This window comes from Streptomyces violaceorubidus, from assembly GCF_000717995.1.
GTDB lineage: Bacteria > Actinomycetota > Actinomycetes > Streptomycetales > Streptomycetaceae > Streptomyces > Streptomyces violaceorubidus.
Window position 1 is genome coordinate 599230 of record NZ_JODM01000001.1, and the last position, 14672, is coordinate 613901.

Sequence of the window (14672 nt, forward strand, 5' to 3'; positions counted from 1 at the left end):
GGGGGAAGAGGACGGATCATGTCACGAGTGCCAGGGTGGCTCGGCCGGCTCGGCGCCGGACTGACGCGGGCGAGTGAGCGGTTGGAGCAGCGCCGCGAAGAGGCGCGGCGGGACGACGTCGACGACGGACCGCTCCCGGTCTCCGACCCCGTGCGCCGGCCCCTGGCCGACATGGCCGAGGACCTGACCGGGGCCGCGCCCGGGGACACGGTCGCGGAGCACGCCGGCGCGCACCGTCCGGCAGCGGTCGGCAACCGCCCCGACCCGGCGCAGGCCGTGCCCTGGGGAGTACGGGTGGCCGCGGAGGCCGGCTGGCGGCTGCTGGTGCTCGCGGGCACCGTGTGGGTGCTGATGCGGGTCATCAGCGCCGTACAGCTGGTGGTGCTGGCGTTCGTGGCCGCGCTGCTGATCACCGCGCTGCTCCAGCCCGCCGTGGCCTGGCTGCGCCGGCACGGGGTGCCGCGGGGGCCGGCCACGGCACTGACCGCGATCCTCGGGTTCGTGATCATGGGCCTGATCGGATGGTTCGTCACCTGGCAGGTGATGGAGAACATCGACAACCTCTCCGACCAGGTCCAGGACGGCATCGACGAACTGCGCAACTGGCTGCTCAACAGCCCGTTCCACGTCACCGACAAGCAGATCAACGAGATCGCCAAGAACCTGCGGGACGCGGTCGGTGCCAACACCGACCAGATCACGTCCGCCGGACTCGAGGGCGTCACAGTCGTCGTCGAGGCGCTCACCGGCATCCTGCTCGCCGCCTTCTCGACGCTCTTCCTGCTCTACGACGGCAAGCGCATCTGGCAGTGGTCGCTGAAGCTGGTGCCCGCCGCCGCCCGGCCGGGGGTGGCCGGAGCCGGACCGCGCGCGTGGCGGACGCTGACCGCCTATGTCCGCGGCACGGTGATCGTCGCGCTGATCGACGCCATCTTCATCGGCCTCGGCATCTACTTCCTGGACGTGCCGATGGCCGTCCCGCTGGCCGTGTTCATCTTCCTGTTCGCCTTCATCCCGCTCGTCGGCGCGGTGGTGTCGGGCGCGCTCGCCGTCGTCGTGGCGCTGGTGACGCAGGGCGTGTTCGCGGCGGTCATGACGCTCGTCGTGGTGCTGGCGGTGCAGCAGATCGAGGGGCACATCCTTCAGCCGTTCATCCTCGGCCGGGCGGTGCGGGTCCATCCGCTGGCGGTGGTGCTGTCGGTGGCCGCCGGCGGCATGGTGGCCGGCATCGGCGGCGCCGTGGTCGCCGTACCGCTGGTGGCGGTGACCAACACCGTCGTGGGCTACCTGCGGGCCTACTCCCGTGAGGCCGCCCTGCGGCACACGCCCAGGCCGCACGGGGCCACCTCGACCGACGCCGCTCCGGCGGCCGACCGGGTGCCGGAGCCGCCGGAGCCCTCGAAGTCCCCGGCGGACGACCCGTCCTCGGGCCCGAGGACGGGCCCCTGACCGGTCAGGTGACGCGAACGGGCCCCGCCCACCGAGAGGTGGGCGGCGCCCGTGCCGTGTGTGCCGCTTCGGGACGGATCCCGCGCGGGGCTACTCGGCGGCGAGGACCGCCTCGGCGTCCAGGGTGACGCCGACGGCCTCGACCACGGCGGCGATCTTGAACGCCTCCTGGATCGTCTCGCGGTCCACACCGGCCTTGCGGAGCACCTGCTCGTGCGAGTCCAGGCACATGCCGCAGCCGTTGATGGCGGACACCGCGAAGGACCACAGCTCGAAGTCCACCTTGTCGACGCCCGGGTTGCCGATGACGTTCATCCGCAGCCCGGCGCGCAGGGTGCCGTACTCGTGGTCCGACAGCAGGTGCCGGGTGCGGTAGAAGACGTTGTTCATCGCCATGACCGCGGCGGCCGACTTGGCGGCCGAGTACGCCTCGGGGGAGAGGTTCGCCTTCGCCTCCGGCTCCAGCTCGCGCAGCACGAGGGGGGAGCGCGAGGCGATGGCGGTCGCCAGCACCGTGCCCCACAGCTGCTGCGCCGGGAGGTCGGAGTTGCCGATGACCGAACCCAGGTTGAGCCGCAGGTCCTTGGCGTAGTCCGGTACGGCGGACTTCAGGCAGTCGAGGGACATGTCAGCTCACTCCCCCGACAGCAGTGCGACCGGGTCCAGGGTCTCGTCGCCCTTGCTCCAGTTGCACGGGCAGAGCTCGTCGGTCTGGAGGGCGTCGAGGACCCGCAGGACCTCCTTGGGGTTCCGGCCCACGGAACCGGCGGTGACCATCGTGAACTGGATCTCGTTGTTCTGGTCCACGATGAAGACCGCGCGCTGCGCGAAGCCGTCCTCGCCCTCGATGCCGAGGTCACGCATCAGCTCGTGCTTCGAGTCGGCCATCATCGGGAAGGGCAGGTCGGTCAGGTCCGGGTGGTCCTTGCGCCAGGCGTGGTGCACGAACTCGGAGTCGCCGGAGAACCCGAGGATCTGGGCGTCACGGTCGGCGAACTCGTCGTTCAGCTTGCCGAAGGCGGCGATCTCGGTCGGGCACACGAAGGTGAAGTCCTTGGGCCACGCGAAGACGACCTTCCACTGACCCTCGTAGGTCTTGTGGTTGATCTGCTGGAACTCCTTGCCCTTCTCCAGCGAGACGCAGGCGGTCAGGTCGAACTCGGGGAACTTGTCACCGACAGTGAGCACGCGCTCTCCAATAAATGCAGCGAAGAAAACACCCCGTTTTGTGGGGGTTTTCCCATGGGTTGGACGCTCATGATGGTGGCACAGCGTGCATTGATTAGTGAAATAGCTACAATCGGTCGAGTTGATCGGAGGTGACTATCAGTGTCCAGTAGGAAGAGGCAGCCCAGCCTCGCTCAGCTGAGGGCTTTCGACGCGGTCGCCGAGCACCTGCATTTCCGCGACGCCGCCGCCGCGATCGGCATGAGCCAGTCGGCGCTCTCGGGCGCCGTCTCCGCCCTGGAGGAGGCACTGCGTGTCACCCTCCTGGAGCGTACGACGCGCAAGGTACTGCTCTCGCCGGCCGGGGAGCGGCTCGCGGTGCGGGCCAAGGCGGTCCTCGCGGAGGTCGGCGCGCTCCTGGAGGAGGCGGAGGCGGTCCGCGCGCCCTTCACCGGGGTGCTGCGGCTCGGCGTCATCCCGACCGTGGCGCCGTACCTGCTGCCGACGGTGCTGCGGCTGGTCCACGACCGCTACCCCGACCTCGACCTCCAGGTCCACGAGGAGCAGACCGCGAGCCTCCTGGACGGGCTCACCACCGGCCGCCTCGACCTGCTCCTGCTGGCGGTCCCGCTGGGCGTCCCCGGGGTCAGCGAACTCCCGCTCTTCGACGAGGACTTCGTCCTGGTGACCCCGCTCGACCACCGGCTCGGCGGCCGGGAGGGCCTTGAACGCTCGGTGCTGCGCGAGCTGAAGCTGCTGCTGCTGGACGAGGGGCACTGCCTGCGCGACCAGGCGCTCGACATCTGCCGCGAGGCGGGCCGCGCGGGCGTCCCGGCGACGACGACGGCCGCCGGACTGTCGACGCTGGTGCAGCTGGTGGCGGGCGGCCTCGGGGTGACGCTGCTGCCGCGCACCGCCGTCCGCGTGGAGACCTCCCGCTCCAGCCGGCTCCGTACGGCGTCCTTCGCCGACCCGGCCCCCACCCGCCGCGTCGCCCTCGCCATGCGCACGGGCGCGGCCCGCTCGGCGGAGTACGAGGAACTGGCGGCGGCCCTGCGGGAGGCGATGGCCGGTCTGCCGGTCCGCACCGTGCACGACTGAGGGACCGGACGACCACCACCCCGGGCGGTCGTGCGGTCCCTCGCTCGGGCGCCGGCGGAGCTACTCCGTGCGCAGCCCCTCCGGCCGCATCAGCCGCAGCAGCGGCGGCAGGCTGCACAGCGTCACCACCAGGACGACCGCGGCGCCGATGCCGGTCATGGACAGGACGCCGGTCCAGTCGACGTGCACCGGAGTGTTCGTCATCTTCAGCAGCACCGTGCCCAGGGTCAGGCCCACCACCGCGGCGAGCACCAGGCCGAGCGCGATGGGGATCGCCGTCTGCCACAGCACCGACAGGCTGAGCGTGCGGCGCCGGGTGCCGAAGGCGATCAGGGCCGACAGCAGCTTCTTCCGCTCCCGCAGCTGCTCCAGCTGCGAGACCAGCAGACTGGCGCCGATCAGCGCCAGCACACAGGACGCCCCCACGAACAGGCCGGTGCGGATCGCGTCGAACCGGTCGGTCCGCTCGGTCTCCGCCCAGGTCACGGTGTCCGCCAGCCGGTCGATGGCCGAGGCGGTGTTCCGGACCCGGTCCTGCACGTCCGGGACCGACTGGTCCAGCTTCAGGTAGGCGTGCCCGTCCAGCGTCGGCGCGAGCCCGGCCGGCAGCGCCCCCGGCGTGATCAGGAAGCCGCCCCGGTCGCTGCCCGCCACCAGCCCCGGACGCGCCTTCGCCGTCTTGATGCCCTGCGGAACCGTCCAGGCGACCGTCCGACGCGTCGGGCCGCCCTCGTAGGTCGGGTCCGAGTACAGCTTCCGGCCGGGCGCGGCCAGCTTCGTCATGTCCTCCCCGGTGTCCCACTCGGCACCGTGCACGGCGAACACGTCCCCGTCCGCGCACGAGGGGAGCCTGGAGACCTCCCGCAGCGACGCGCAGTCGCCCACCGTGATCATCGTGCCGTGCTCCGGGTCCTGGGCGCGGTCGCCCAGGTAGCCCTCGGAGTAGGCGTAGACCGCCGTCACCCCCTTGGTGTCGCGGAACTTCTCGGCCGCCGGGGCCATCGGGACCCCGCTCGGCAGTTGCGCCTCCATCTGCGCCCGCGACACGTCCTGCCCGGTGGACCTGGTGTAGTCGTCGTCCACCCCGGCGAACAGCATCTGCAGGGCGATCGCCCCGGCGACGGCCACCGCGATGCCGTTGACCATGCGGGCCGCCGTACCGCTGCTCAGCTGGAGCCTGCGCACGGCCAGCTGCCAGGCCACGCCGCCGGCGCCGAGCCGGGCGACGACACTCTCCACGATCCACGGCAGCAGCGCGGTCACGCCCACCAGGAGCAGGACGACACCACCGGTCACCAGGTACTGGTTGAAGTCGCCGTTGTCGCGGCCGTTGCCGATCATCGGGTAGAGCATCGCCAGTCCGGCCAGCGGCAGCACCAGCCGCCACCACAGCCGGCGCCGGGCCGGCCGGCCCGCGCGCACCACACCGAGCGGCTCGATGACCACCCCGCGCAGCGCGAACAGCGTCACCAGCACCGCCGCAGCGGGGACCGCCACCGCGACCAGCAGGGCCAGCAGCGGCGAGGGGTTGAGGTAGCTGGGGAACACGCTGATGCGGAACACCTCGGCGCTGCCCGCCAGTTGCCGCCCCACCAGGAAGAACCCGGCCCCGAAGACCAGCCCGAGGACCGCGCCGGCCATCGCCTCACCGGCGGCGATGCGCCGGGTCATGCGGCTGTCGGACCCCACCAGGCGCAGCGCCGCGAGTCGCCGGTCCCGCCGCTCGCCGCCGAACCGCACGGCGGCGGCGATGAACACCGCGACCGGCGTCAGCAGCACCACGAAGACGACGAGGACCAGCAGGAGCAGCACCGGGTCGGACCGCTCCGACCCGGGCTCCGGGTCGCCGAACCGGTCGATGCGCTCGATCCGGCCCGGGGTGATCCGCTCGGCGAGCCCTTCAGCGCCCCGGTAGTAGGCGAGTTCGGCCGAGCCGATCAGCCCCTCCTCCGCGATCGTGCCGACGATCCGGTCGGGCAGCCGCTCGCGCAGCAGCGCGCCGGAGTCCGAGTCGAGCAGCTCCTTCAGCGCGGGGGAGACCACCATCTCGCCCACCGCCGGGAACTTCCCCACTCCCGGCGGCAGGGGCGCCCGTGGTCCCTCGGGGTCCAGGGCTCGGCCCCGGACGTCGTCCTGGCGGAAGTGGTTGTCGACGTGGGCGACCACGAGCGTGTCGTCGGCCTTGGGCATCGGGTCCTGGGCGAAGGTGATGTCGGAGCGTGCCGCCTCCCGTTCGTGCCGGACGTTCAGCGCGTTCGGGATCGCCGTCGTCAGCAGCAGCAGCGCCACACCGAGACCGACGCCCACGGCCGTCAGCACGGCCCGGGTCCAGCCCTCACGGCCGCCGGTGAAGGCGAAGCGGACACCCAGCATCAGGTCGGCCGCCCACTGGCGCGCCCTCATACGACCCGCTCCATGTCCCTGGACTTGCCGTCCCGTACGACGATCTCGCGGTCGGAGTAGGCCGCCACCCGGGCCTCGTGCGTGACCAGCACGACCGCGGCGTTGGTGGAGCGGGCGGCGTCGGTGAGCAGCTCCATCACGCGCTCCCCGTTCAGGGAGTCCAGCGCGCCGGTCGGCTCGTCCGCGAAGAGCACCCGCGGGTTGGTGACCAGCGAGCGCGCCACCGCGACCCGCTGGCCCTGGCCGCCGGAGACCTCGCCGGGCCGCTTCTTGCGGAGGTCGTCCACCTCCAGGCGCTCCATCCAGGTCAGCGCGGCCCGCTCGGCCTCCTTGCGCGAGGTGCCGTTCAGCCGCAGCGGAAGGGCGACGTTCTCGACACAGGTCAGCTCCGGCACCAGCTGGCCGAACTGGAACACGAACCCGAAGTCCGAGCGGCGCAGCGCACTGCGCTGGGCGTCGGACATCGCCGACAGCTCGCGCTCGTTGTAGGTGATCGTCCCCGAGTCGGGCGTCACGATGCCGGCGAGGCAGTGCAGCAGCGTCGACTTGCCGGACCCGGAGGGGCCCATCACGGCGACGACCTCGCCGGGGTGGATGGAGAACTCGGCGCCGTCGAGGGCGAGGGTGGGACCGTAGGCCTTGCGGAGCGCCTCGGCGGAGAGCAGGGAACCTGCGGGAGGAGTCATCGGGTTACCGCCTCACGCAGCTTGTCGAGGCGCGCCGCGGTCAGTTCCAGCCAGCGCAGGTCGGCCTCCAGGTGGAAGAGGGCGTGGTCGCAGATGAGCTGGTCCGCGAGGTCGCCCTTGCGCTTGCGGTCGGTGAGGATGCGCATGCTGCGCAGGTGCTCCGAACGCTGGGTGTCGAGGATGTCGGCGGCGTCGCGGTGGGTGAGCAGCGCGAGGACGACCTTGGTGTACAGCGTCGACTGGAGATAGGGCTCGGGCTTCTCCGGCGTGGCGAGCCACCGCTGTACGTCGGTGATCCCCTCGTCGGTGATCGCGTACCGCTTGCGCTCGGGACCGCCGCCCGCCTCGATGCCGTCGACCACGACGAGGCCGTTCTTCAGCAGGCGGGACATCGTCGAGTAGACCTGGCCGTAGTGCAGCGGCCGGTCGTGACCGAACTTCTCGTCGAAGGCGCGCTTGAGGTCGTAACCGTGGCGCGGCCCGGACTCCAGGAGCCCCAGGAGGGTGTGACCGATGGACATGCGGAGCACTCTACACACGGTGTATACACGCCATGTATACGCACCGTGCAGAGGTGGTGGCGGCGGGTTCACGAGGGCGGTCGAGCCGCAGGTCGGAGGCGATTGTCACGGTTCCGCCACGACACAGGCCGTACCTCCGCGTCGCTGCGGCGGTACGGCCGGCGAAGGGCGGTCGGCGTGGTCAGGACGGCGGCGGGTTCCGCGGGCCGCCGCCCCCCGGCGGGCGGCCGCGGCGCGGCATCGGCCCGGTGTCGCCGGGCAGCCGGCCGGCCTCCGCCAGCGCCCGGCGGAGCAGGAACTCGATCTGGGCGTTGGCCGAGCGCAGCTCGTCGCCCGCCCAGCGGGCGAGCGCCTCGTACACCTGCGGGTCGAGCCGCAGCAGCACCTGCTTGCGCTGCCGCGGCCGACGCCTCGGTGCCGGGCCCCCGGGCGGCTCGGAACCCTCGGGCGGGGTGGTCACTGGTAGAGCGTCCCCGTGTTCAGCACCGGCTGGGCGGCGCGGTCCCCGCAGAGCACGACCATCAGGTTGGACACCATCGCCGCCTTTCGCTCGTCGTCCAGTTCCACGATGCCCTGCTCGCTGATCCGGACCAGGGCCGCCTCGACCATGCCGACCGCGCCGTCCACGATCTGCCGCCGCGCCGCGACCACCGCACCGGCCTGCTGCCGCTGGAGCATCGCCGAGGCGATCTCCGGCGCGTACGCGAGGTGCGTGAAGCGGGACTCGATGATCTGCACCCCGGCCGCCTCCACGCGCGCGTGCAGCTCGACGGCGAGCTTCTCGGTGATCTCCTCGGCGTTGCCGCGCAGCGAGAGGCCGTCCTCGTCGTGGGCGTCGTAGGGGTACTCGATGGCGATGTGCCGCACGGCCGCCTCGGTCTGGGTGGAGACGAACTCGACGTAGTCGTCCACCTCGAAAGTGGCCTGCGCGGTGTCCTCCACCCGCCACACCACGACCGCCGCCAGCTCGATGGGGTTGCCGTAGGCGTCGTTGACCTTCAGGACGGCCGTCTCGTGGTTGCGCACCCGCGTCGAGATCTTGGTCCGGGAGGTGAACGGGTTCACCCAGCGCAGTCCGTCCTGCCGGATCGTCCCCCGGTACCGCCCGAAGAGCTGCACCACGCGGGCCTCGCCCGGCGCCACCATGTTCAGCCCGCACATCGCGAGGAAGGCGGCCAGGGCGATCACGACGCCGGCGATGATCAGCGCCGCCTTCGTGCCGGTGGCGGCGACCGCGGTCGCGGTGGCGATCAGACCGGCGCCGACCAGCAGCCCGACCAGGCCCAGCAGCAGCGCGAGGCCGCCGCCGATGCTGTGCGCCTGGTTCTCGCGGACCCGGGGTGTCGGCATCTCGGGCACATCGGCGGTGACCTGTGGGGCATCGTGCGTGGACATGGGTGGTCCCCCTTTGGTTCGTTGTACTCGCTCCGCTTTCTAAGTGATATCACTTTACCCGCGAATCACAACCCTGAACCCCTCTCGTACGTCGGTTCCTATGGAGCGGGTGCTGATTCTCACGTCCGTACAAGGCCGGATCGGTTGCCGTTTGTCACATCTCCCGGTGTTAGCTTTCTGAGCTGACCTGAGCGACGAACCTGTGTGACACGTGAGCAAGACGTGCCAGCAGATGACCGAAGCGGAGCGGATCGGATCCATGGGACGAGCGGAAGAGAGAAAAGCGCGACAGCGCGGTGGACGCCGCGCGGCGCCGAAACGCCGCCGTCCGTCGGGCGCGGCCGGGGGCGCGAACGGCAGGAGCCGGATACGCCGGCTGTTCACCTGGAAGAAGATCCTCGGTACGTTCCTCGGCCTCTGCCTGCTCGCCATGGGCGCCTTCATCGTGCTGTACCTGGTGATCGACATCCCCGAGGGCAACCCCGATGCGGAGCTGCAGAGCAACGTCTACAAGTACAGCGACGGCAGCATCATGGCCCGCACCGGCGAGCGCAACCGTGAGATCGTCGACCTCGCCAAGATCCCCAAGGACGTCCAGCGCACCTTCGTCGCCGCCGAGAACAAGACCTTCTACAAGGACGCGGGCGTCGACCTCAAGGGCACCGCGCGCGGCGTCCTCAACACCCTCTCCGGCAAGGGCGCGCAGGGCGGTTCCACGATCACCCAGCAGTACGTCAAGAACTACTACCTGAGCCAGGAACAGACGGTCTCGCGCAAGCTGAAGGAACTGGTCATCTCCCTCAAGCTGGACCGGGAGAAGTCCAAGGACTACATCCTGGCCGGCTACATCAACACCAGCTACTACGGCCGCGGCGCCTACGGCATCCAGGCCGCCGCCCAGGCCTACTACCGCGTCGACGCCGAGGACCTGACGGTCGAACAGGGCGCATACCTCTCCGCGCTGCTCCAGGCGCCCAACCAGTACGACTGGGCGATCGCCAGCCCGACCGGCAAGAAGCTCGTCCAGGAGCGCTGGAACTACGTCCTGGACAACATGGTCGAGCAGAAGTGGCTGAGCTCGTCCGACCGGCAGGGGATGACGTTCCCGACGCCCAAGGAGCCCAAGGCCGCCGCCGGCATGGACGGCCAGACCGGATACCTGGTGGACGCGGCCAACTCCGCGCTCAGGAAGCAGCTCGTCGCCCAGGGCGCGGCCGAGGACATGGAGCAGGCCAAGGCCCTGGTGGACCTCGGCGGCTACACCGTCACACTCAACATCGACAAGAAGAAGCAGGCCGCCCTGGAGGACGCGGTCAAGGAGAAGCTCACCAGCAAGCTGGACCCGGACAAGCGCAAGGTCGACGCCGACGTGCAGGCCGGTGCCGTCTCCGTCGACCCGAAGACGGGCTCCGTCGTCGCGATGTACGGCGGCGTGAACTACCTGAAGCACTTCACCAACAACGCCACCCGCGACGACTACCAGCCCGCCTCCACCTTCAAGCCGGTGATCCTCGCCGCCGCCGTGGACCACGACGCCGAGACCCAGGACGGCGTGCCGATCACGGCCGACACCCTCTACGACGGCGACAGCGAGCGCCCCGTGATGGACGGCGACCAGGAGGTCGGCTTCGCCCCGCCCAACGAGGACGACCGGGACTACGGCGAGATCGACGTCCAGGAGGCGATGAACAAGTCCGTCAACTCCGTCTTCGCGCAGATGGGCATCGACGTCGGCATGCCCGAGGTCATGAAGGTCGCGGGCGAACTCGGCATGGACACCGAGGGCGAGCAGGCCGTGCCCGCGCAGACCCTGGGCAGTATGGGCGCCAGCCCGCTGGAGATGGCCGGCGTCTACGCCACCTTCGACAACCACGGCAAGAAGGTCACCCCGGCGATCGTGAAGTCGGTCGAGCACAAGGACCGCACGATCGAGATGCCCGACCCCGTCGGCGAGCAGATCATCAGCCGGGAGGCCGCGGACACGGTGACCTCCGTGCTCACCGGCGTGGTCGACGACGGTACGGCCAGGACGTCCGTGCGGGAGAACCCGCTGCGCGACGGTCAGCAGGTGGCCGGCAAGACCGGTACGTCCGACAACAACAAGTCCGCCTGGTTCACCGGCTTCACCCCGCAACTCGTCACCTCGGTCGGCCTGTTCGGCGAGGACGACAAGGCGCCGCACCCGCAGGTCCCGATGTACAAGGCGGCCGGGGTCGACTACCGCGTCAACGGCGGTGGCCCCCCGGCGGAGATCTGGGCCGCGTACACCTTCGGCGTCATGGACGAGGTCACCAAGTTCGACCTGGAGACCAAGCAGGGCGCCGCGGTGAAGCCCAGCAAGTCGCCCTCGACCTCCCCGTCGCCGAGCCAGTCGCCGACCGAGGAGGAGACGACCGAGGCCCCGCCCACCTCCGACGAACCGACGACCGAGGCGCCCCCGTCGAACGAGCCGACGACCGAGGAGCCGCCCGAGTCGCCGACGCAGTCGCCGTCGAACAGCCCGTCCACCGAACCCCCGCCGGACGGCGGCGGGTCCACCGAGTCGGGAGAGCCCGAGTTCCCCGGCGGGGACTGGGCGCCGTAGACGGTCAGGGGCCGCGAGAACGCGCGACGGGGCGCCCGGTGCTCACCGGGCGCCCCGTCGCGCGTTCGCCGCTCCCGGGCCTCAGCCGCGGTTCAGCTCGAACCACACCACCTTGCCGGTGCTCAGCCGCGTCGCGCCCCAGCGCCGGGCCAGCCGGTTCACCAGGTACAGCCCGCGCCCGCCCTCGTCGGTGGCGCGCGCCTGCCGCAGCCGCGGCAGCTGGGGCACGTCGTCGCCGACCTCGCAGCGCAGCACGTCCGTGCGCAGCAGCCGCAGGGTGACCGGCTTCGACGCGTACCGCACCGCGTTGGTCACGACCTCGCTGACGAGCAGCTCCACGGAGTCCGTGAGGTCCTCCATGCCCCAGCGGGCGAGCGCGCGCCGGGCCAGACGGCGGGCCTTGCCGGGGGCCGCGTCCTCGGGCTCCAGGAACCAGTACGCCACGTCGCTGGGCGCGATGCCGTCGAAGCGGGCGGCGAGCAGCGCGATGTCGTCGTCCCGGTCGCCCGGGCCGAGCATGTCGAGCACCTCGTCGCACAGGGCTTCCAGAGGCGGGGGATGGTCGGGACCGGTGAGCTGCGCGGTCGCCGCCAGCCGCTCCCGCAGCTGCTCTATGCCGGTCCACACGTCCCGCAGCCGGGACTCGACCAGCCCGTCGGTGTACAGGAGCAGCGTCGCGCCGGCCGGCGCGTCCAGCTCCACGGCCTCGAAGTCCACGCCGCCCACACCGATCGGGGCGCCGGCCGGGACGCGCAGCACCTCGGCGTGGCCGCCCAGGTGCAGCAGCACGGGCGGCGGGTGGCCGGCGTTGGCGACGGTGATGCGGTGCGAGACCGGGTCGTACACCGCGTACAGGCAGGTCGCCATGCGGTCGGTGCCGAGCCGCTGGGCCTGCTCGTCCAGGTGGTGGAGCACCTCCTGCGGCGGCAGGTCGAGCCCGGCCAGGGTCTGCGCCGTGGTCCGCAGCTGGCCCATGATGGCCGCCGACGTCATGGAATGGCCCATCACGTCCCCGACCACCAGCGCGACCCGGCTCCCCGGCAGCGGGATGGCGTCGTACCAGTCGCCGCCGACCCGCGCGGTCTCGGCGGCCGGCAGATAGCGGGAGGCCAGCCGCACACCCGTGCAGCGCGGCAGGTTCTCCGGGAGCATCGTGCGCTGCAACTCGTCGGCGATGTACGCCTCACGCCCGTACAGCACCGCCTTGTCGATGCCGAGGGCGCTGTGCGTGGCCAGCTGCGCCGCCACCAGCAGGTCGTCGGCCTCGAAGGCGACGCGCTCCGGACCGCGCAGGAACAGCGCGGCGCCGATCACCCGGCGCCGTCCGCGCAACGGGGCGAGGATCGCCCTGCGGCCGTCGGGCAGGGGGAAGTCGCGGTCCTCGCCCAGCAGTTCCGGCAGCGCGGGGCGGGCCGCGGGCGTGTCCGTGAACACCGGGCGCACCCCGCGCAGCACCTCGGCCAGCGCGCTGCCCGGCCGCACCTCGCACAACTCGGCGCCGACCGTCTCCAGCTCGGAGGGCTCCGGCTGGGGCGCGGGGGTGAAACCGCCCTCGGTGTCCCGCTCGGCCGGTATGCGGTCGGTGCGCCGCAGCCGCAGCACCAGCGGGCCGGTGGGCCGCTCGTCGCCGACCGGCAGTGGCTCGCGCAGATAGACCAGGATGGCGTCCGCGAACGTGGGCACGGTGGCCCGGCACAGCCCCATCACGATCTCGTCGAGGTCCATGCCCCGGGCGATCCGCCGGGTGGCGGCGCCCACGAACCGCAGCCGGTCCCCGTCCCGCCGCATGGGCGTGGGCCGGCCGGGCGCGGTGGGCTGCCCGGTACGCCGGTCCGGCTCCGGCGGCGCGCCGCGGCGGCCCGGGCCCCCGGCACCGGCCGGTGCCCCGGACCCCGGCTGCACCAGACCCGCCTGCCCGGCCGCGGACACCCCGCCCGAGGACGCACCGGCCGCGGTGACGCCCGCCGAGGGCGCGTCACCCGAAGGCGCACCGACCGGTTGCCCGCCGTCCGGCTGGGCCGGGACGCCCTCGGCCGCGGGCCGCGGCCGGTGCGCGCCGGGCTCGGCGGCCTGCCCGGCGCCCGGCTGGGAGTGCTCGAAGGCCCCCGCGGAGTCCTCGCCCGCGGCGGGCGGCGTCTGCCCGGCGCGCCCCTGGACCGGTAACGCCGACCCGGAGGCCCGCGGCGGCCCGGGGGTACGCAGGAGCGCCCCGCGGGGATCCGTGGGGTCGGCGCCCGTCGAGGGGCGGTCGAAGGAGGTCGGGTGCTCCGTCACGCGTGTCGAATCCATCCGTCCGGGACTGCCCGCGGCGCGTGCAGTTCGTCCCGCAGAAATCCCGATACCCGCAATCCGTGCCCAAGGAACGGGGTTCCCGCGTGGTCAGAGGCTGTTCCTGTGTCACCGGCGGACCGTCTGCGGCCCGCCCGCGTGTTGCCCTCGTACCCCTCGCTCACGTCCTGCCGCCCCTCGGTGACGATCGGTCAAGCACAGCGCACGCTACGCCGGTTGCCGCTGCCGCGCTCATTGCGGAGGACGATCCTACGTTTCTTGCCGGGGGGCACATCAAGGGTCTCACGAGGAGACGTGCGCGGGCGTGCGATCCCAGTCCCCGGGCAGGGACGGTACCGGCCACGCCGGATCGGGTCGCCAGTGCTCCCAGCCGTCGGCGTACGGCGTCCCCCAGGCGCGGATCTCCGCGACCGCGGCCCGGCCCGCCCGGCGCACCCGCTCGGCCAGCGCCGGGCCCACCAGCCGGTCCCGCTGGGCCTGCGCGAACTCGTCCTCGTCCCGCCAGTGCCAGGAGCGGTCCGGGTGGACGGAGATGTCCAGGAAGTGGTCCTCCGAGTCGACCCCGCCCTCCCAGCGCGTCAGCGGCTCCTCCAGGTTCACGTACCAGTTCTTGAACCGCCAGCCCGGGTCCCAGAACAGCCACACCGACCAGGCCCGGCCCGGCCTGGCCAGCTTCAGCACGCCGGTGCCGAACCACCGGTCGCGCTGCACGGTGCGCGGCTTGGTGTAGCGCGTAGCCAGCGGTTCCAGGTGCACGGGCGTACCGTCGGCGAGGACCGGCTTCACACACTCGGTGCCGGGCGCCAGCCACACCGCGAGCAGCTCGGCGTCGTCCCGTACGACGGTGACGGGGCGCGCGATGTGCGGGTGCGGTCCGCCGTTCTCCCGGTACCGCCACAGGATGTGGCTGCCGGGCGCCCAGTGCTCCACCGGTCCCGCCAAACCGCCCGCTCCCGGTTCCGTCGCCGCGCTCACCGCTTCTCCGTCTGCCATGCAGAGATATTAGGTGCCATGGCCAAGCGACACCCGAAGATCGCTACAGCGTGCGCCGGCGTACGCCCCCGGGCGGGCGGCGCC

At 72.0% G+C, this 14672-nt stretch carries 12 protein-coding genes; 3 read left to right on the forward strand and 9 right to left on the reverse strand.

All coding sequences use genetic code 11. The features are described 5' to 3' along the window. Positions 1-18 precede the first annotated feature (18 nt). Positions 19-1449: an AI-2E family transporter gene (locus IE94_RS0102875; protein WP_030145754.1), complete on the forward strand. Its 1431-nt coding sequence runs from the start codon at positions 19-21 to the stop codon at positions 1447-1449. Between the two features lie 90 nt (positions 1450-1539). Here IE94_RS0102875 and IE94_RS0102880 read toward each other — a convergent pair whose 3' ends face one another. Then, positions 1540-2076 (reverse strand): alkyl hydroperoxide reductase, encoded by a 537-nt coding sequence (locus tag IE94_RS0102880; RefSeq protein WP_030145755.1) that lies wholly within the window; start codon positions 2074-2076, stop codon positions 1540-1542. A gap of 6 nt (positions 2077-2082) precedes the next feature. Beyond that, the gene (locus tag IE94_RS0102885; protein WP_030145756.1) at positions 2083-2637 is read right to left on the reverse strand and encodes a peroxiredoxin; all 555 of its coding nucleotides are present in this window, start codon (positions 2635-2637) and stop codon (positions 2083-2085) included. Between the two features lie 141 nt (positions 2638-2778). Here IE94_RS0102885 and IE94_RS0102890 point away from each other — a divergent pair, with 141 nt between their 5' ends. Continuing rightward, positions 2779-3717 carry a hydrogen peroxide-inducible genes activator gene (locus tag IE94_RS0102890; RefSeq protein ID WP_030145757.1) on the forward strand — a complete coding sequence of 313 codons (939 nt, stop codon included), beginning with the start codon at positions 2779-2781 and terminating at the stop codon, positions 3715-3717. A 60-nt stretch (positions 3718-3777) separates the two neighbouring features. On the opposite strand, the gene IE94_RS0102895 is transcribed toward IE94_RS0102890, so the two are convergent. From IE94_RS0102895 to IE94_RS0102915, 5 genes are all read right to left on the reverse strand, one after another. Further along, positions 3778-6120, reverse strand: a complete 2343-nt coding sequence (locus tag IE94_RS0102895) for an ABC transporter permease (protein ID WP_030145758.1) — start codon at positions 6118-6120, stop codon at positions 3778-3780. Next, a complete protein-coding gene (locus tag IE94_RS0102900) occupies positions 6117-6806 on the reverse strand; it encodes an ABC transporter ATP-binding protein (protein WP_030145759.1) in 690 nt (229 codons plus the stop codon). Before IE94_RS0102900 ends, IE94_RS0102895 begins: the two co-directional genes overlap by 4 nt. Further along, positions 6803-7327, reverse strand: a complete 525-nt coding sequence (locus IE94_RS0102905) for a PadR family transcriptional regulator (RefSeq protein WP_003973941.1) — start codon at positions 7325-7327, stop codon at positions 6803-6805. Before IE94_RS0102905 ends, IE94_RS0102900 begins: the two co-directional genes overlap by 4 nt. A gap of 181 nt (positions 7328-7508) precedes the next feature. Then, a complete protein-coding gene (locus tag IE94_RS0102910; RefSeq protein WP_051777185.1) occupies positions 7509-7787 on the reverse strand; it encodes a type II toxin-antitoxin system antitoxin in 279 nt (92 codons plus the stop codon). Continuing rightward, positions 7784-8722, reverse strand: a complete 939-nt coding sequence (locus IE94_RS0102915; RefSeq protein ID WP_030145760.1) for an SPFH domain-containing protein — start codon at positions 8720-8722, stop codon at positions 7784-7786. The genes IE94_RS0102910 and IE94_RS0102915 overlap by 4 nt, the downstream gene beginning before the upstream one ends. 259 nt (positions 8723-8981) lie before the next feature. On the opposite strand from IE94_RS0102915, the gene IE94_RS0102920 reads away from it, so the two are divergent. Further along, positions 8982-11306, forward strand: a complete 2325-nt coding sequence (locus IE94_RS0102920; RefSeq protein WP_030145761.1) for a transglycosylase domain-containing protein — start codon at positions 8982-8984, stop codon at positions 11304-11306. Positions 11307-11387: 81 nt separating this feature from the next. On the opposite strand, the gene IE94_RS0102925 is transcribed toward IE94_RS0102920, so the two are convergent. Both IE94_RS0102925 and fomD read right to left on the reverse strand, forming a co-directional pair. Beyond that, positions 11388-13595, reverse strand: a complete 2208-nt coding sequence (locus IE94_RS0102925) for a SpoIIE family protein phosphatase (protein WP_037921486.1) — start codon at positions 13593-13595, stop codon at positions 11388-11390. Positions 13596-13877: 282 nt separating this feature from the next. Then, a complete protein-coding gene (gene fomD / locus IE94_RS0102930; protein ID WP_030145763.1) occupies positions 13878-14588 on the reverse strand; it encodes a cytidylyl-2-hydroxypropylphosphonate hydrolase in 711 nt (236 codons plus the stop codon). Positions 14589-14672 lie beyond the last annotated feature (84 nt).